The 16,551-nt window shown below is 67.5% G+C and carries 15 protein-coding genes; 10 read left to right on the top strand and 5 right to left on the bottom strand.

Annotated features, from left to right (window positions below; genetic code table 11):
• Positions 1-124: 124 nt before the first annotated feature.
• Together IM738_RS18155 and IM738_RS18150 are read right to left on the bottom strand one after the other, a co-directional pair.
• Entirely contained in the window at positions 125-1,201 is a 1,077-nt protein-coding gene (locus tag IM738_RS18155) for a branched-chain amino acid ABC transporter permease (RefSeq protein WP_236962452.1), read from the bottom strand.
• Positions 1,202-1,319: 118 nt separating this feature from the next.
• The gene (locus IM738_RS18150) at positions 1,320-2,195 is read right to left on the bottom strand and encodes a branched-chain amino acid ABC transporter permease (RefSeq protein WP_236962451.1); all 876 of its coding nucleotides are present in this window, start codon (positions 2,193-2,195) and stop codon (positions 1,320-1,322) included.
• A 231-nt stretch (positions 2,196-2,426) separates the two neighbouring features.
• On the opposite strand from IM738_RS18150, the gene IM738_RS18145 reads away from it, so the two are divergent.
• The 9 genes from IM738_RS18145 (at position 2,427) to IM738_RS18105 (ending at position 11,696) form a co-directional block, all read left to right on the top strand.
• A complete protein-coding gene (locus IM738_RS18145; RefSeq protein WP_236962450.1) occupies positions 2,427-3,827 on the top strand; it encodes an acyclic terpene utilization AtuA family protein in 1,401 nt (466 codons plus the stop codon).
• The gene (locus IM738_RS18140) at positions 3,824-4,237 is read left to right on the top strand and encodes an AtuA-related protein (protein WP_236962449.1); all 414 of its coding nucleotides are present in this window, start codon (positions 3,824-3,826) and stop codon (positions 4,235-4,237) included. Before IM738_RS18145 ends, IM738_RS18140 begins: the two co-directional genes overlap by 4 nt.
• The gene (locus tag IM738_RS18135) at positions 4,234-5,034 is read left to right on the top strand and encodes a crotonase/enoyl-CoA hydratase family protein (protein WP_236962448.1); all 801 of its coding nucleotides are present in this window, start codon (positions 4,234-4,236) and stop codon (positions 5,032-5,034) included. Before IM738_RS18140 ends, IM738_RS18135 begins: the two co-directional genes overlap by 4 nt.
• Before the next feature lie 81 nt (positions 5,035-5,115).
• A complete protein-coding gene (locus IM738_RS18130) occupies positions 5,116-5,850 on the top strand; it encodes a type 1 glutamine amidotransferase (RefSeq protein ID WP_236962447.1) in 735 nt (244 codons plus the stop codon).
• A gap of 117 nt (positions 5,851-5,967) precedes the next feature.
• Complete coding sequence (locus IM738_RS18125) at positions 5,968-6,402, top strand: PaaI family thioesterase (protein ID WP_236962446.1); 435 nt, start codon at positions 5,968-5,970, stop codon at positions 6,400-6,402.
• Positions 6,403-6,737: 335 nt separating this feature from the next.
• Positions 6,738-8,300, top strand: a complete 1,563-nt coding sequence (locus tag IM738_RS18120) for an acyl-CoA synthetase (RefSeq protein WP_236962445.1) — start codon at positions 6,738-6,740, stop codon at positions 8,298-8,300.
• A gap of 50 nt (positions 8,301-8,350) precedes the next feature.
• Positions 8,351-9,490, top strand: a complete 1,140-nt coding sequence (locus tag IM738_RS18115) for an FAS1-like dehydratase domain-containing protein (RefSeq protein WP_236962444.1) — start codon at positions 8,351-8,353, stop codon at positions 9,488-9,490.
• Between the two features lie 5 nt (positions 9,491-9,495).
• A complete protein-coding gene (locus IM738_RS18110) occupies positions 9,496-10,698 on the top strand; it encodes a CaiB/BaiF CoA transferase family protein (protein ID WP_236962443.1) in 1,203 nt (400 codons plus the stop codon).
• 35 nt (positions 10,699-10,733) lie between these two features.
• Positions 10,734-11,696, top strand: a complete 963-nt coding sequence (locus IM738_RS18105) for a Bug family tripartite tricarboxylate transporter substrate binding protein (protein ID WP_236962442.1) — start codon at positions 10,734-10,736, stop codon at positions 11,694-11,696.
• 31 nt (positions 11,697-11,727) lie between these two features.
• Here IM738_RS18105 and IM738_RS18100 read toward each other — a convergent pair whose 3' ends face one another.
• Together IM738_RS18100 and IM738_RS18095 are read right to left on the bottom strand one after the other, a co-directional pair.
• A complete protein-coding gene (locus tag IM738_RS18100) occupies positions 11,728-12,540 on the bottom strand; it encodes an IclR family transcriptional regulator (RefSeq protein WP_236962441.1) in 813 nt (270 codons plus the stop codon).
• 73 nt (positions 12,541-12,613) lie between these two features.
• Positions 12,614-13,045: an acyl-CoA thioesterase gene (locus IM738_RS18095; protein WP_236962440.1), complete on the bottom strand. Its 432-nt coding sequence runs from the start codon at positions 13,043-13,045 to the stop codon at positions 12,614-12,616.
• Between the two features lie 39 nt (positions 13,046-13,084).
• Between IM738_RS18095 and IM738_RS18090 the strand changes: the two genes are divergently transcribed.
• The gene (locus IM738_RS18090; RefSeq protein ID WP_236962439.1) at positions 13,085-14,947 is read left to right on the top strand and encodes an ABCB family ABC transporter ATP-binding protein/permease; all 1,863 of its coding nucleotides are present in this window, start codon (positions 13,085-13,087) and stop codon (positions 14,945-14,947) included.
• On the opposite strand, the gene IM738_RS18085 is transcribed toward IM738_RS18090, so the two are convergent.
• On the bottom strand, positions 14,905-16,491 hold the full coding sequence (locus IM738_RS18085; protein ID WP_236962438.1) for an acetyl-CoA hydrolase/transferase family protein: 1,587 nt from the start codon (positions 16,489-16,491) through the stop codon (positions 14,905-14,907). The two genes, IM738_RS18090 and IM738_RS18085, sit on opposite strands and share 43 nt — an antisense overlap.
• Positions 16,492-16,551 lie beyond the last annotated feature (60 nt).

The following is a 16,551-nucleotide window of genomic DNA, read 5'->3' as shown; positions in this document are numbered from 1 at the left end:
AAGGAATGGCACAAGCGCAGATGCACTAGCCCAGGACACCGCGCAACCGGCTTTGCCGGGGCGCAGGTGTTGCCCCCTTGAGGGGGGATGCGGCTACACGCAGTGAGCAAGCAACGGGGGTGGGTCATTTCAATCGGTCGGATTTCTGGAACGACTTCTGCCGCTTGAACATGCCCTTGCGGTAGAACGGGAACAGCTGGAACCAGGTGCGGATCTTGAGCCAGCGGCCGTACAGGCCCATGGGCTCGAACAGCACGAAGGTGATCAGCACCAGTCCGTACACCGTGCCCTGCAGGCCGGTGGACTGGCCGATGGCCTCGGGCAGGTAGTCCTTGCCGAGCGAGATCAGCTGCGGCATCACGATCAGGAAGATCGCACCGAGGAAAGCGCCGTGGATGGAGCCCAGCCCGCCGATCACCACCATCAGCAGCAGGTCGATGGACTGGATGATGCTGAACTGGTCGGGCGAGAGGAACTGGATCTTGTGCGCGTACAGCGCGCCGCCGATGCCGGCCAGCGCCGACGAGAGCGCGAAGCTCATGGTCTTGTAGCGCGCGAGGTGGATGCCCATGCTCTGTGCCGAGATCTCCGAGTCGCGGATCGCCACGAAGGCGCGGCCGGTGGACGAACGCATGAGGTTCACGATGGCCAGCGTGGCGAGCACGGTGACCACCAGGCACAGGAAGTAGAACTCGTTGGTGGACTCCAGCTCCCAGCCGAACATGGCCGGCGGGTTCACCGAGAGCCCCGAGTTGCCACCGGTCACGCTCTCCCAGCGTGCCAGGCCTTCTTCGACGATGAAGCCGAAGGCCAGCGTGGCCATGCCGAGGTAGATGCCCTTCACGCGCAGCGCCGGCAGGCCCACCACCATGCCCACGGCCGCGGCCAGCAGGCCGGCGCAGGCCATCGCAATCGGAAAGGGCACACCGGCGTTGACCATCACCGTTTCGGTGTAGGCGCCCACGCCGAGGAAGGCCGCGTGGCCGAGCGAGAACAACCCCGTGAAACCCGCCAGCAGCATCAGCCCCAGGCCCACCACGGCGTAGATCAGCACGAAGGTGAGCTGCGCCAGCCAGTACTCCTCCATCACCCACGGCGCGGTCAGCAGGAACAGGCCCAGCAGGCTGTACCAGAACACGTGCCCGCCGTGTTTGGCGAGCTTGACGTCCTGGTTGTAGTCCGTTTTGAAAATGAATCTCATATCCCCCCCGCAGCGCCTGCGGCGCTACCCCCCCGGGGGGGCGCCACCAGCGGCCCGGCAAAGCCGGTTCCGCGGTGGCTCTGGTTGGGGTGTCGGCGCTCGCTGTGCTTGGGCGTCTTCATACTTTTTTTCGGAGTTTTTCGCCGAACAGGCCGTTCGGTTTCAGCACCAGCATCAGCAGCACCACGATGTAGGGCGCGATGTCCTTGAAGCCTTCGGGCAGGTAGAAGCCCGAGAACGATTCGACGAGGCCGATGATCAGACCGCCGACGATGGCGCCGGGCAGGCTGCCGAAGCCGCCGACCACGGCGGCCGGGAAGGCCTTGAGGCCGATGAAGCCCATGTTGGCGTGCACGAAGGTGATGGGTGCGAGCAGCAGGCCGGCCACGGCGGCCACGCCCGCCGCCAGGCCCCAGACCAGGCCGTTGAGCCGCTTGACCGGGATGCCCATGTAGTAGGCGGCGAGCTGGTTCTGCGACGAGGCCTGCATGGCCACGCCCAGCTTGGAGTAGCGGAACATGGCGAACAGCCCGGCGCACAGCAGGCCGGTGACGCCGATCACCACGATCTGTTCGGCCGACACCACCAGCGTGCCCAGGCGCAGCAACTCGCCCGCGTAGGGCACGGGCAGGGTGTGGGTGTCGGTGCCGATGTTGGGGATCATGGTGATCAGGCCGCGCAGCACGTAGCCCACGCCGATGGTCAGCATCACGATGGAAAACGCGGGCTGGCCCAGGATCGGCCGGATCACCAGGCGCTCCAGCACCACGCCAAACAGCCCCATGCCGATGATGGCCGCCGGCACCGCCAGCCAGAACGGAAAACCCAGGGCCGTCATGGCGGCCAGGCCGCCGAAGGCGCCGACCATCATCAGGTCGCCCTGGGCGAAGCTCACCGTTTCGGTGGCCTTGTAGATCAGCACGAAACCCAGGGCGATGAGCCCGTAGATGCACCCCTGGGCCACGCCGCTGATGAGCAGTTGCAGCAATTGCACGCGCTTGTCTCCTGTGGTTCGGGTGGTCTGGGCCGAGGTCGCTGCTGCAAGCTGTGTGGCACGCCGCCCTGACGTTGTGCGGTGTTTATAGCGGCCTTGCACCAGACCGACGCTAGGGTTGACCCCATGGGAAGTCGCGGATGCGCCAGTGCGATTTATTTTTACAAAGCAAATGCTTTTCATAAATAGCGCAAACCCGTATGCTGCGCCATCTGCTTCGGGAAACACCTCATGAAGTCCATCCGCATCGGCGCCGGCCTCGGCTTTTACGGCGACCACTGGGAACCGGTGGTCGCCAGCATTCAGCGCGGCGACGTGCAGTTCATCGCCAGCGACCACCTGGCCGAACTCACGCTCGCCATCCTTCAGAAAGACCGGCAGCGCGACCCGTCGCTCGGCTACGCGCGCGACGTGGTGCCCATGCTGCTGCGGCTGTGGCCGCTGATGCAGGCGCGCGGCGTGCGCTTCGTCTGCAACGCGGGCGGCCTGAACCCGATGGGTGCGGCGCAGGCGGTGCTCGCCGCTTTCGCCGCGAAGGGCTGGCGGGCGCGCATCGCGGTGGTGAGCGGCGACGACGTGTTGCCGCGCCTGCTGGACACCTCGACGCCGGCCGATGCACTGGTGCACCTGTTCACCGGCGAACCGGTGGCGCGGGTGCGCGAACGGCTGGTGTTCGGCAACGCCTACCTGGGCGCGGCACCCATCGTGCAGGCGCTGGAGGCGGGCGCCGAGATCGTGATCACCGGCCGCGTGGCCGACGCCGCGCTGTTCCTGGGGCCCATCGCGCACAGCCTGGGCTGGGACCTGAAGCCTACCGACGCCAGCGGGCTGGACCGCCTGGCGCAGGGCCTCACCGTGGGCCACCTTCTGGAGTGTTCCGGCCAGGGCAGCGGTGGCAACTTCGGCAGCCAGGGCGCGTGGAAAGACATCCCCGATCTGGCCCACATCGGTTACCCCCTCGCCGAGGTGTGGGAAGACGGCACGGCGCTCATCACCAAGGCACCCGGCACCGGCGGGCGGATCAACTTCGACACCGTGCGCCAGCAACTGCTCTACGAGGTGCACAACCCGCACGCCTACCACTCGCCCGACGTGGTGCTCGACATGAGCGGCGTCACGCTGCACGACGAAGGCCATGACCGTGTGCGCCTCACCGGCGCACGCGGCACGGCGCCGGGCGATCGGCTCAAGGTGGTGGCGGGCTTTCGCGACGGTTTCAAGGCCGAGGTGACCTGGGGCTTCTCCTGGCCCGATGCGTGGGACAAGGCGCAGGCGGCCATCGCCACCGTCCAGACCCAGCTGGCCGAGAAGCGCATCCCGCACGACGAGCTGTTTGTCGAGCACCCGGGGCTGAACTCGGCGCACGGTCCGCTGGCGCCGCTGCCCGATGCGGCCACGCTGAACGGCACGAACGAAATCTGGACCCGCATGGTGTTGCGCACACAGAGCAAGGCCGCCGCCGACGGCTTCGGCCGCCTGTTCCCGTGGATGGCCTTGAGCGGCCCGGCCTACACCTGCGGCTTCATGGGGCTGCACAACACCAGCGAGCTGCTGGGCATCTGGCCGACGCTGATTCCGCGTGCGGAGGTGGAGCCGATGGTGCGGGTCGAGATGATGGGAGACGTTTCATGAGCGCGAACACCCGCATTCCCCTGGCCCGCATCGCCCACGCACGCAGCGGCGACAAGGCCGACTGGGTGGACTTCGGGCTCTTCGCCTGGAACGCCACTGGCTACCGCCTGCTGGAGCGCGAGGTCACGGCCGAGCGCGTGCGCGCGCACTTCGCGCCCTGGCTGCCGGGCGAGGTGGACGCCTGGGCGCTGCCCCACATCCTGGCGCTCAAGTTCGTGCTCAAGGGCGCGTTGCAGGGCGGCGGCGCGCGCAACCTGCGGCTCGACAACCTGGGCAAGGCCATGGCCGGCGCGCTGCTGCGCATGGAGATCGAGGTGACGGCCGCCGAGCTGGCCGAGGCGCTGAACGCGCCGCGCGTGGGCTGGTGGGGGGATGACCCGCCCGCCCAGGCGCTGGAAGGCCCGCGATGAGCCACCCAGCCGTCACCACCGACAAACAGGACGACATCTGGATCGTCACCCTGGACCGCCCCGAGGTCCGCAACGCCGTGGACAGCGCCACCGCGGTGGCCCTGCGCGCCGCCTTCCTGGCGTTTGAAGACGACCCGGTCGCCAAGGTCGCGGTGTTCCACGGTGCCCACGGTCACTTCTGCGCCGGCTGGGACCTGCAACACGGTGCCCGGCTCGCCGCATCGGGAGCGTCCGGCGGTCTGGATCAGCTGGACTTTGATGCACAAGACCCGCGCGTCCTCGGCCCCATGGGCCCGTCGCGCCTGCGCCTGTCCAAGCCGGTGATCGCGGCGGTCAGCGGCGCGGCCGTGGCCGGTGGCATGGAGCTCGCGCTGTGGTGCGACCTGCGCGTGATGGAAGACGACGCGTACTTCGGCGTCTATTGCCGCCGCTTCGGCGTGCCGCTGATCGACGGCGGCACCGTGCGCCTGCCGCGCCTGATCGGCATGGGCCATGCGATGGACCTGATCCTCACTGGGCGCCAGGTGGACGCCGCTGAAGCGCTGCAGATGGGGCTGGCCAACCGCGTGGTGCCCACCGGGCAGGCGCGCGAAGCCGCCATCGCCCTCGCCCGGCAGCTCGCGGCCTTCCCGCAGGCCACGATGCGCGCCGATCGCGAGAGCGCCTACGCCCAGTGGGATCTGCCGCTGGGTGACGCCCTGCAGCAGGAATGGCAACGCGGCAAGGCCCGCATCCCCGACGCGCTGGAGGGCGCCCAGCGTTTTGCGGCAGGGCAGGGGCGTCACGGCGGGTTCTGACGGACCCGCTGCCCGGCGGCCCCCGCCAACCGCACCCGATTGGTCCCCCACGCAGGTTCTTGCCCACCCATCATGGGCGCCATGAACCCATCGCCCATCCCCCATGCAGACGTGCTCGTGCTGCAACACCTGAACGAAGACGGTCCGGGCTTTCTCGGTCAGTGGCTCGATGAACAGGGGGTGTGTTGGCAGGTGTGTTGCACCGAAGCCGGCGAGGCCTACCCCGCGTCGGTGGCGGGCTTCAAGGGCCTCGCGGTGCTGGGCGGCGCCTGGAGCGCCAACGATGACCGTCCCTCGCTGCGCCAGGCCGAAGCCTTGATCCGCGAGGCCGATGCGCTGGGCATCCCGGTGCTGGGCCATTGCCTGGGCGGCCAGCTCATGGCGCGCGCTTTCGGCGGTCGCGTCGAGACGCTGGCACAGCCCGAGATCGGCTGGCATGCCATCACCCACAACGGCAGCGCCACGGCCCGCACCTGGCTGGGCGAGGCCCCCGATGCCACGGTCTACCAGTGGCACCACGACAGCTTCGTCGATTTGCCGCCCGGTGCCGAGCTGCTCGCCAGCTCACCGGCCTGCGCCCACCAGGCCTTCGCCCTGCGGCAGCACCTGGCGATGCAGTTCCACATCGAGATCACGCCGCAGAAGATCGACGACTGGCTGGCGCACCCGGGTGCGGTGTACCCGGTTCAGGTGTTGCTGCACCGGGACAGCGTGCAGGACCCGGTGGGCATGCGCGCCGCCACCGGGCGGCACCTGTCCGGCAGCCAGGCGCTGGCCGGCCACATCTACACGGAGTGGCGTTCGCGCTGGCGCTGAGGCTTCCCGCTGCGATCCGGGTGGCTTGGGAAATTGTGTCCGTACAATTTGTTTGCTTCAAGGCATCCATTGATTGCACCGGGATCGCCCCACCCAAGCCACCAGAAAGAGGACCTCATGACCCGTTCGGAACCGATGGATCGTTTGCAGGAGCAAGGCTGGAAGCCCCGTCAGCTGGGCGGCTTCATGGGGCTGGCCGGGCCTTTGTGGACGCGACGCGAGGGCGCTGGCTGGGTGTACGGGCTGTTCGCCGAAGACCGGCACCTGAACCCCGCCGGGGTGGTGCACGGCGGCGCCCTGGGCACGCTGATCGATCACGTGCTGAGCACGGTGGCCTGGGAGGCCTGTGATCGCACGCCGTGTGTGACCGTGCAGCTCGACACGCACTTCCTCGCCGAGGTGCGCGCGGGGCAGTTCGCGCTGGCCCGGGCGAGTGTCACCGCGCGCACCGGCAGCCTGGTGTTCATGGAGGGCTCGGTGCAGGTCGAAGACCGGCCCGTCCTGGTCGCCCGCGCCATCCTGAAACCGCTGAGACCCGCTCCGGCGAGGTGACCGGCCGCGGCCTGTCCGCGACCGGACGGTCCCTGCACTTGATGCCGGTCGGCACCGCCTGACCATCGGGGCCTCGAGGCCTTGTGAGGCTTTTTGTCAGCGCGCCCGCGTGCCGGCGCGGAGCACTCCCCGGGCGCTGTCCGCGCCAGGCCGCCGGCCCCTCCATCACCCGATATCCCCCTTGCTGATGCATTGACGTTCATGCGCTGGAGAAGCGCTTCTCAAGACCGTTTTTGGGTGATTTGACAAATTGTCTATGTACAAAATAATGTGCCATTTGACAAAAATTGAAAATCCACCAAGAATTCATCCACACCAGACGAACGACGAACACCATGAAAAAACTGACCGACTTCACCAGCTACGCCGATGCCCAGGCGCACTTCTCCAACGACAAGTTGTGGGAGCTGTTCGATGGCAACCGCGAACACCTGAACATGGGCCACGAGTGCGTGGACCGTTACGCCGCCTCCGGGCGCGAGGCGCTGATCGTGGTGAACGCCGAAGGCGCCGACGAGGTCATCACCTTCAAAGAACTGGCCGAGGATTCCTCGCGTTTTGCCCACCACCTGGTGGCGCTGGGCATTCAGCCCGGCCAGCGCGTGGCGATCATGCTGGAGCCCTCGCGGGCGTTCTATGTCGCCATGTTCGGCGTCATCAAGAGCGGCGCGATCGCGGTGCCGCTGTTCACGCTGTTCGGCCCCGACGGCATCCGCCTGCGTGTCAACGACTGCCAGCCGGCGCTGCTGGTGACCAACGACGAGAAGCAGGCGGTGGCGCGGTCCATCGTTGGCGATGGCGTGCTGGTCTTCAACGCCGACTTCCTGTCGTCCATCCAGCACCTGCCCTCGACCTTTGAGGTGAAGACGCGGGCCGACGACCTGGCGGTGTTCCAGTACACCTCGGGCACCACCCGCGAGCTGCCCGACGCCGTCAAACATTCACACCGCGCCCTGATCACCCTGATGGTGGCGGCGCTGTACGGCACCGGTCTGCGCCCGGGTGACCGCTTCTTCTGTCCCTCGTCGCCGGCCTGGGGGCATGGGCTGTGGCACGGCACGCTGGCACCGCTGGCCCTCGGCCTGACGGTGGGTGCCTACAGCGGGCGCTTCAAGCCCGAGCGGCTGCTGCAGGCCCTCTCAGAACACCGCTTCACCAACATGTCGGCCGCGGCCACGCACTACCGCATGATGAAGAACAGCGTTGTCGCCGACCGCTACACCTACGCCTTCGAGAAGCTGTCGTTCACCGGCGAGCCCATCGACGACGAGACCGCGAACTTCGTGCACCAGACCTTTGGCCTGGAGGTCTGCAGCATGTACGGCACCACCGAGATCGGTGTGGTGCTGGTCAGCTACCCGGGCGCGCCGGATTTCCGGGTGAAACGCGGCTCGCTCGGCAAGCCCGTGCCAGGCACCCGGGTGGAGGTGCACGACGTCGACGGCCAGCTGTGTCCCGTCGGCACCACCGGGCAATTGATGGTCCAGCGCCGTGGCCAGTGGATTCCCACCAAGGACCTGGGGCGCATCGACAGCGCGGGCTACTTCCACCACGGTGGCCGGGCCGACGACGTGATCATCTCGGCCGGCTGGACCATGAGCGCGGTCGAGATCGAGAACGTGATCCTCATGCACCCCGATGTGCTGGAGGCGGCCGCCATCGGCGTGCCCGACGCCGTGCGCGGACAGGTGGTCAAGGCCTTTGTCGTGAGCGCGCGGCCCGAGTCCGAGGCCTTCACCGAAGAGATCCAGGACCTGGTGCGCCACAAGCTGAGCCAGCACGAATACCCGCGCCACGTTGCCGTCGTGCCCGAACTGCCCAAGACCCCCGCCGGGAAAGTGCACCGCAAGAAGCTGCGCGAGCAGGAGCTCGCTGCTGCGGTCGCGACGGCGTCCTGATCACCCACCCCATTCGTTCACCCATTCACCCAACCACCCCAGGAGACCACATGTCCAGCACCGAACCCCGCCAGTTTCCCAAGATCACCGAAAGCGGCCTCGACGAGTTGCGCGAGCGCATCGGCGTCAAGATCGGCCACACCGTCGAACCCTGGTGCCACGAGGCCACACGCGACAACATCCGCCACTACGCCCACGGCATCGGCGACGACAACCCGCTCTGGTGCGATCCCGACTACGCGGCCAAGAGCCACCACGGTGGCATCGTGGCGCTGCCCAGCTTCCTGTTTTCGACCAGCCGCATCGTGTCGGGCTACGTCGGTGGTCTGCCGGGCGTGCACGCCATGTGGTCGGGTGCCGACTGGACCTGGCACAAGCCGGTGCACCGCAACGACGAGATCCACACCGAAGCCCACCTGAAGGACCTGGTCGAGCACCAGACCCGCTTCGCCGGTCGTGCCGTCCAGCAGACCTACCACGTGGACTTCTTCAACCAGACCGGTGACAAGGTGGCCGAAGCCGACAGCTGGTGCTTCCGCACCGAGCGCGACCACGCCCGCGAGCAGGGCACCAAGTACACCGAGGCCCGGTCGAGCGCGCCGCGCCGTTACACCGATGAAGAGCTGGGCGCGGCCTACCAGCTGTACCGCGACGAAGAAATCCGCGGTGCCACGCCCCGCTACTGGGAAGACGTGAAGGAAGGCGAAGCCCTGCCCGTGATGTTCAAGGGCCCGATGACCGTGACGGGGTTCATCGCCTACGCCCAGGGTTGGGGCGGTCTGTACATCCGCGCCAACAAGCTGGCCTGGAAACTCATCGACCAGCACCCGGGCGTCGGCATCAAGAACCGCTTCGGCATCCCCGACTGCCCGGAGCGTGTGCACTGGGAAGAAGACTTCGCGCTGGAAGTGGGCGCGCCCGGTGCCTACGACTACGGTCCGGAGCGCACCTCGTGGCTCACGCACCAGCTCACCAACTGGATCGGTGACGCCGGCTTCCTGCACAAGGCCAGCTGCAAGATCCGCCGCCACAACCCCGAGGGCGACATGCTGTTCATCAAGGCCAAGGTCAAGCGCAAGTTCATCGAGAACGGCCAGCACATGGTGGAGATCGAGCAGGAAGCCCGCAACCAGAACGACGAACTCTCGGTGATCGGCAGCGGCATCGTCATCCTGCCTTCCAAGGGCTGAAGACCATGACCACCACCGCCAGTGGCGCACTGAACGGCGTGAAGGTCGTGGACCTCACCCGGGTGCTGGCGGGACCGCTGTGCACCCAGATGCTGGCGGATCACGGCGCCCAGGTGGTCAAGGTCGAGCCGCCTTCGGGCGACGAGACCCGGGGCCTCGGGCCGCCGTTCGACGGCGAGGGCAACGCAGCGTACTTCCTGGCGCTCAACCGGGGCAAGCAGGCGATCAGCCTCGATCTGTCGAAGCCGGAGGCGCAGGACGTGCTCCACCGCCTGCTGGCCGATGCGGACGTGCTGGTCGAGAACTTCCTGCCGGGCACGCTGGAGCGCTGGGGGCTGGGCTACGAGCAGACGCTGTCGGCGCGTTACCCCCGGCTCATCCACTGCAGCATCACCGGCTTCGGCAACGACGGCCCGCTCGGCGGGTTGCCCGGATACGACGCCGTGCTGCAGGCGATGTGCGGCCTGATGAGCATCAACGGCGACGAGTGCAGCGGCACCACGCGGGTGGGCATGCCCATCGTGGACCACCTCACCGGCTACGTCGCCCTGACCGGCATCCTCATGGCACTGCAGGCCCGGCACGCCAGCGGGCGGGGGCAGCGGGTGGAGGCCACGCTGTACGACACGGCCCTCAGCCTGCTGCTGCCGCACGCGTCCAACTGGTTCGCCTCGAAGGACTCGCCGCGGCTGCTGGGCAGTGCGCACCCGAACATCGCCCCGTACGACAAGTTCAGGGCGCAGGACGGGGAGCTGTTCATCGGCATCCTGAACGACGCTCAGTTCCGCCGCCTGGGCGCCTGCCTGGGGTTGCCCGACCTGCCGGACGACGCGCGGTTTGCCTCCAACAGCCTGCGCGTGGGCCACCGCGCCGCGCTGAAGGCGGTGATCGAGGCGGCCATCGCAGACCGGGCGTGCGGGCCGCTGTGCGAAGCGCTCATGCGGGCGGGCGTGCCGGCCGGCGCGGTGAATTCGGTGCCGCAGGCGCTCGCGCACGCGCACTGCGAACACCGCGACATCGTCGTCCGCCGCGACCACTACACCGGCCTGCGCTCCCCCATGAGGTTGCTGGGAACACCCGGGTCGCCGGGCAAGCGGCCGCCGGGTTTTGCCCAGGACACGGAGGCCGTGCTGACCGGCCTGGGCTATTCAAAGGAAGACCGTCAGCGACTGCGAGACACGGGGGCCGCGCCCGGACCCCGTACCTAAAGGCCATTTGGTCATCACAATAGAAGGAGACAGACATGCGATTGCTCAACATCTTCATCACCGCCGCTTGCGCACTGACGACCACCATGGCCGTCCACGCGCAGCCCTACCCGTCGCGGCCCATCAAGATCGTCGTCGCCTACGCCGCAGGGCAGGGCACCGACATCGCCACCCGCTACCTGGCCGGCCTGATGGCCAAGGACCTGGGGCAGCCGATCGTGATCGAGAACCGCGCCGGCGCCGGGGGCAACCTCGGCACCGAACTGGTCAAGCAGGCCGCGCCCGACGGGTACACCCTGACCATGGGCACCAACGCCACCCATGTGCTCAACCCGTTTCTGTACGGCAAGCTTCCGTTCGATCCCGCGCTGGACTTTGAGCCGATCGCGCTCGTCGGCACCTTCCCCATGGTGATGGCCGTGAACAGCGCTTCGCGGATCACCTCGGCCGCCGAACTCGTGGCCCTTTCGAAACGCAACCCGCGCAGCGCCGACATCGCCATGCCCAGCACCACCGCGCGGCTGGTGGTCGAGTTGCTGAAGGACCTCTCGTCGGTGGAGCTCTTCGGCGTGCCGTACAAGGGCTCGGGCAACGCCATGACGGACCTGCTGGGCGGGCAACTCCCGGCGGTGGTCGACACCCCGACGGCGCTGCGCCCCCACCTGGCTTCGGGCAAGGTGCGGGCCCTGGGGGTGACCTCGGCCCAGCCCAGCGGCCTGGTTCCGGGTGTCAAGACCGTGGCGGAGCAGGGCTTCAGCGGGTTCGAGGTGGTGGCCTGGAACGCCCTCTATGCGCCCAGGGGCACGCCACCGGCGGTCATCCAGACCTTGAATGCGGCCGTCAACAAGGTGCTGATGCAACCGGAAACCCGGCAGCGCCTGCTGGAGCTGGGTTTTGACCCCGCGGGCGGGACGCCTGCGCAACTGGCCGACTTCGCGAACGCCGAGCGCAGGAAGTGGGAGCCGGTGATCAAACGCGCCGACATCCGGGTCGATTGAGGCCGGTCCGGAGCGCGGCCGGCGGGTGGCGTCAGTGCCGGTCGAGCAGCAGGTCCGCGATCGACCGGGCTTCCCGCTGCATCGCGGCCGCCAGCTGCGACGTGGCGGCCGCATTCAGCTGGCTGGACAGGCCGACGGCCACCAGCGTGTGCATGAGGCGGCCCGAGGGCTCGAAGATGGGCACCGCCACGACCGTGATGCCACTCATGAAGTTGTCGCGGTCCACGCTCCAGCCCCGAACCCGGGTTTCTTCGACTTCCTTCTTCCACTGGGCAAAGCCCGGGGCCTTGTCCCACTCGATGGCCCCGAACTTCTTGCGCAGCACGGTCCAGTTGTCACCGCTGTACGCGGCGATCAGGCGCCCGGTGGCACTCACCAGGGACGAAAACTGGCTGCCCACATCGGTGTGCACGCGGAACGGCTGGTCCGACTTCGACAGGGCCAGCACCACCACCGTCTGCTTGGGGGTCACCTCCACGCCCATCGCCGTCACGCCATAGGCCGACGCCAGCCGGTCCAGCCCTGGCTGGGCCAGCTGGGCAAAACTTCCCCCTTTGAGCACGCTGCGGGCCAGGCTGATCATGCCGCTGCCGAGCGCGTAGTGCTTGGTGCCCGGCTCCAGCTTCACCAGCTCTTCACTCACCAGCACCCGCAGGATGTGCAGGCAGGTGCTGGGCACCAGGCCCAGCTCGTCGGCGATGGCCTTGACGCCCATGGCCTGGTTGGTTCGCCCCAGCAGCCGCAGGATGGCGATGGACCGGGTCACCGCCGGCACATCGCGCACGCGCACGCTCTTCTTCACCGGTGCGCTGGACTGCCGGGCGGTTTTGGTTTCGGGTGGCATCGGGGTTGTGGCTCCATGGAAAGAATTTGTCCATGGACAATCTTAGCCGGACCCACCCCGGGCCGGGGCCCGATCAGGCGGGCGGCTGCCACCCCTCGCGGGGGATCTGCTGCGGCCGGCCGTCCAGTCCGATGGCGACGTAGGTCAGGCTGGCCTCGGTCACCTTCACGTACTGACCCTGGGTGCCAAAGCGCTCGGCGAACACCTCGACCTGCACGGTGATCGAGGTGTTGCCGATGCGCGTGACGTGGGCGAAGAAACTCAGGATGTCGCCCACGCGCACCGGTTGCTTGAAGATGAACTGGTTGACCGCCACGGTGACCATGCGGTCCCGGCAGTAGCGGGCCGGCACCACCGCCCCCGCCAGATCGACCTGGGCCATGACCCAGCCGCCGAAGATGTCGCCGTTGGCGTTGCAGTCGGCCGGCATCGGGATGACCTTGAGCACGAGTTCACGGTCTTGCGGCAAGGTGGTTTCCGGGCGGGGGCTTGATTCGTTGGACATGGGCACAATCTCTGAATAACTCTTGCCCCATTGTCCCGCATGCGCCCCTCTTCTTCGTCCCGTGCCTCCATTCCCTTGCCCGCCGGGCCGGACACCGCTGCCGGGCCGGCGCCGCGCCGCTCCGACTGGGCCACGTTGCAGCGCCTGTTCCCCTACCTGTGGCAATACAAATGGCGCGTCGGTTTTGCGCTGGGCTTCATGGTGGCGGCCAAGATGGCCAACGTGGGCGTGCCGCTGCTGCTCAAGGAGCTGGTGGACGCGATGACGATCAAGCCCGGCAGCGTCGAGGCGATGCTGGTGGTGCCGCTGGGCCTGCTGCTGGCCTACGGCCTGCTGCGCCTGTCCACCAGCCTGTTCACCGAGCTGCGCGAGCTGGTGTTCGCCAAGGCCACCGAGGGCGCCACGCGCAGCATCGCGCTGCAGGTGTTCGGCCACCTGCACGCCTTGAGCCTGCGTTTCCACCTGGAGCGCCAGACCGGCGGCATGACGCGCGACATCGAGCGCGGCACGCGCGGCGTGCAGTCGCTGATCTCGTACTCGCTCTACAGCATCTTCCCCACGCTCATCGAGGTGGTGATGGTGCTCACGCTGCTGGGCACCAAGTTCGACATGGGTTATGTGTGGATCACGCTGGTGGCGCTGGTGCTCTATGTGAGCTTCACCGTGACCGTGACCGAGTGGCGCACCAAGTTCCGGCGCGAGATGAACGAGCTGGAATCGACCAGCCAGACGCGCGCCATCGACTCGCTGCTGAACTACGAGACCGTCAAGTACTTCAACAACGAAGCCTTCGAGGCGCGGCGCTACGACGAGGCGCTGGAGAAGTTGCGCCGTGCGCGCATCAAGAGCCAGACCACGCTCTCGCTGCTCAACACCGGGCAGCAGCTGGTGATCGCGGTGGCACTGGTGCTGATGCTGTACCGGGCCACGCAGGGCGTGGCCGAGGGCCACATGACGCTGGGCGACCTGGTCATGGTCAACGCTTTCATGATCCAGCTCTACATCCCGCTGGGTTTTCTGGGTGTGCTGTACCGCGAGATCAAGCAGAGCCTGACCGATCTGGACAAGATGTTCGTGCTGCTGGAGAAGGAGCGCGAGATCGCCGACCAGCCGGGCGCGCAGCCGCTGGTGCTCGACGGCCCGCCTGCGGTGAAGTTCGAGAACGTGCGTTTCTCGTACGAACCGGCGCGCGAGATCCTGCACGGCATCAGTTTCGACATTCCGGCGGGCAAGACGGTGGCGGTGGTCGGGCCTTCGGGTTCGGGCAAGAGCACGCTGGCCCGCTTGCTTTACCGCTTCTACGATGTGACGAACCATGAGCCGGGCGGTCCGCACGGTGGTGGCCGCATCACCATCAACGGCCAGGACATCCGTGAGGTCACGCAGTCCAGCGTGCGCCAGGCCATCGGTATCGTGCCGCAGGACACGGTGCTGTTCAACGACACCATCGAATACAACATCCTTTATGGCCGGCCCGACGCGGGGCACGAGGCCGCGGTGGCCGCGGCGCAGGCCGCGCACATCCACGGCTTCATCGAAAAGCTGCCGCTGGGTTACGCCACGACGGTGGGCGAGCGTGGCCTGAAGCTGTCGGGTGGCGAGAAGCAGCGGGTGGCGATCGCGCGCACGCTGCTGAAGAACCCACCCATCGTGATCTTCGACGAGGCGACCTCGGCGCTGGACTCGGCCAACGAGCGCGCGATCCAGGCGGAGCTGAAGAGCGCGGCGCGCAACAAGACCTCGCTGGTGATTGCGCACCGCTTGTCGACGGTGGTGGATGCGCACGAGATCCTGGTGCTCGTCAATGGCGAGATCGTCGAGCGTGGCACGCACGCCGACCTCGTGTCCAGAGGCGGCACCTACGCAGGGATGTGGGCGCTGCAGCAGTCGGGCTCCGACTGAGACTTCATGCTGCCCGTTTGCTCATACCGGCTGTGCCACGACAGTGCCTCGTCCAGCAGGTGCGGCGTGTGCATGCCCGCGTGGCCCGCGCGGGCGTTGGCCTCGCTGCGTTCCACATAGTCCAGCAGCGCGGGCTGGAAGTCGGGGTGCGCACAGCGTTCGATGATGCGGCGCGAACGCTGGCGCGGTGACAGGCCGCGCAGGTCGGCCAGGCCCTGTTCGGTCACGATGATCTGCACGTCGTGTTCGGTGTGGTCCACGTGGCTGACCATGGGCACGATGCAGCTGATGCTGCCGCCCTTGGCGGTGGACGGCGTCATGAACACCGAAAGGTAGGCGTTGCGCGCGAAGTCGCCCGAGCCGCCGATGCCGTTCATGATGCGCGTGCCCATCACGTGGGTGGAGTTCACGTTGCCGTAGAGGTCGGCTTCGATCATGCCGTTCATGGCGATGATGCCCAGGCGGCGGATCACCTCGGGGTGGTTGCTGATCTCCTGTGGCCGCAGCACGATGCGCTCGCGGTAGAAGTCCAGGTTGGCCAGGAACTCCTGCATCACAGGCGCCGAAAACGAGAGCGCGGTGGACGAGGCCATGGCCATCTTGCCGGACTTGAGCATGGCCAGCATGCCGTCCTGCAGCACCTCGGTGTAGCCCTGCAGGTCATTGAACGGGCCATCGTTCAGGCTTTCCATCACGGCGTTGGCGATGTTGCCCACGCCCGACTGCAGCGGCAGCAGCTCGGGCGGCAGGCGCCCTTGTTTCACTTCGTCTTGCAGGAAGGCCATCAGGTGGCCGGCGATGCGCTTTGAGGCTTCGTCGGGCGCCGAAAAGCGCGTGTCGCGGTCGGGCAGGTTCGTCTCGACGATGGCGATCACCTTGGCCGGGTCGCAGCGCAGGTAGGGCTCGCCGATGCGGTCGCCCGCGTGCGTCATGGGGATCGGCTTGCGGTGCGGCGGGCGCTCGGTGCCGTAGTAGATGTCGTGCATGCCTTCCAGGCCCAGGGTGTGGCCGTGGTTGACCTCCAGGATCACCTTGTCGGCCTGGTCCAGCCAGGTCTTGTTGTTGCCCACCGAGGTGGCCGGGATCAGGCGGCCGTCTTCCAGGATGCCCGCGACCTCGATCACCGCCACGTTGAGCTTGCCGAGGAAACCGAACCACACGTACTGCGCCACGTGCGAGAGGTGGATGTCGATGTAGGCCATCTCGCCGTCGTTGATGCGCGCGCGGCAGGTCGGGTCCGACTGGTAGGGCAGGCGCATGTCCATGCCGCCGACCTTGGCGAGCGCGCCGTCGAGCTCGGGCGCGGTCGAGGCGCCGGTCCAGACGCCGATGCGGAAATCCTTGCCCGCGTCGTGGTGCGTCTGAATGTGCTGCGCCAGCGCGAGTGGAATGGCTTTGGGGTAACCGGCGCCGGTGAAGCCGCTCATGCCCACGTGGTCGCCGTGTTCGATGAGGGCGGCGGCCGCGTCGGCCGACATGATTTTCTGGCGCAGGCCGGCGTGGGCGATGCGGGACGGGAAGACGGGGGGCGGATTCTGTGTCATGTCGTGAGATATCAGGGTTAACCCTAGGTTTTGGCTATCGTAACGGATGCCCGGGATCGC

Origin of the sequence: Hydrogenophaga sp. SL48, assembly GCF_021729865.1 — a bacterium.
Taxonomy (GTDB): domain Bacteria; phylum Pseudomonadota; class Gammaproteobacteria; order Burkholderiales; family Burkholderiaceae_C; genus Hydrogenophaga.
This window is presented reverse-complemented; position numbering and strand designations above follow the sequence as displayed.

Excerpts from the sequence above, each read along its gene's own strand:
- IM738_RS18155 (WP_236962452.1), bottom strand. The coding sequence starts at position 1,201 with ATGAGATTCATTTTCAAAACGGACTACAACCAGGACGTCAAGCTCGCC.
- IM738_RS18145 (WP_236962450.1), top strand. The coding sequence starts at position 2,427 with ATGAAGTCCATCCGCATCGGCGCCGGCCTCGGCTTTTACGGCGACCAC.
- IM738_RS18140 (WP_236962449.1), top strand. The coding sequence starts at position 3,824 with ATGAGCGCGAACACCCGCATTCCCCTGGCCCGCATCGCCCACGCACGC.
- IM738_RS18135 (WP_236962448.1), top strand. The coding sequence starts at position 4,234 with ATGAGCCACCCAGCCGTCACCACCGACAAACAGGACGACATCTGGATC.
- IM738_RS18130 (WP_236962447.1), top strand. The coding sequence starts at position 5,116 with ATGAACCCATCGCCCATCCCCCATGCAGACGTGCTCGTGCTGCAACAC.
- IM738_RS18125 (WP_236962446.1), top strand. The coding sequence starts at position 5,968 with ATGACCCGTTCGGAACCGATGGATCGTTTGCAGGAGCAAGGCTGGAAG.
- IM738_RS18120 (WP_236962445.1), top strand. The coding sequence starts at position 6,738 with ATGAAAAAACTGACCGACTTCACCAGCTACGCCGATGCCCAGGCGCAC.
- IM738_RS18115 (WP_236962444.1), top strand. The coding sequence starts at position 8,351 with ATGTCCAGCACCGAACCCCGCCAGTTTCCCAAGATCACCGAAAGCGGC.
- IM738_RS18110 (WP_236962443.1), top strand. The coding sequence starts at position 9,496 with ATGACCACCACCGCCAGTGGCGCACTGAACGGCGTGAAGGTCGTGGAC.
- IM738_RS18105 (WP_236962442.1), top strand. The coding sequence starts at position 10,734 with ATGCGATTGCTCAACATCTTCATCACCGCCGCTTGCGCACTGACGACC.
- IM738_RS18100 (WP_236962441.1), bottom strand. The coding sequence starts at position 12,540 with ATGCCACCCGAAACCAAAACCGCCCGGCAGTCCAGCGCACCGGTGAAG.
- IM738_RS18095 (WP_236962440.1), bottom strand. The coding sequence starts at position 13,045 with ATGTCCAACGAATCAAGCCCCCGCCCGGAAACCACCTTGCCGCAAGAC.
- IM738_RS18090 (WP_236962439.1), top strand. The coding sequence starts at position 13,085 with ATGCGCCCCTCTTCTTCGTCCCGTGCCTCCATTCCCTTGCCCGCCGGG.
- IM738_RS18085 (WP_236962438.1), bottom strand. The coding sequence starts at position 16,491 with ATGACACAGAATCCGCCCCCCGTCTTCCCGTCCCGCATCGCCCACGCC.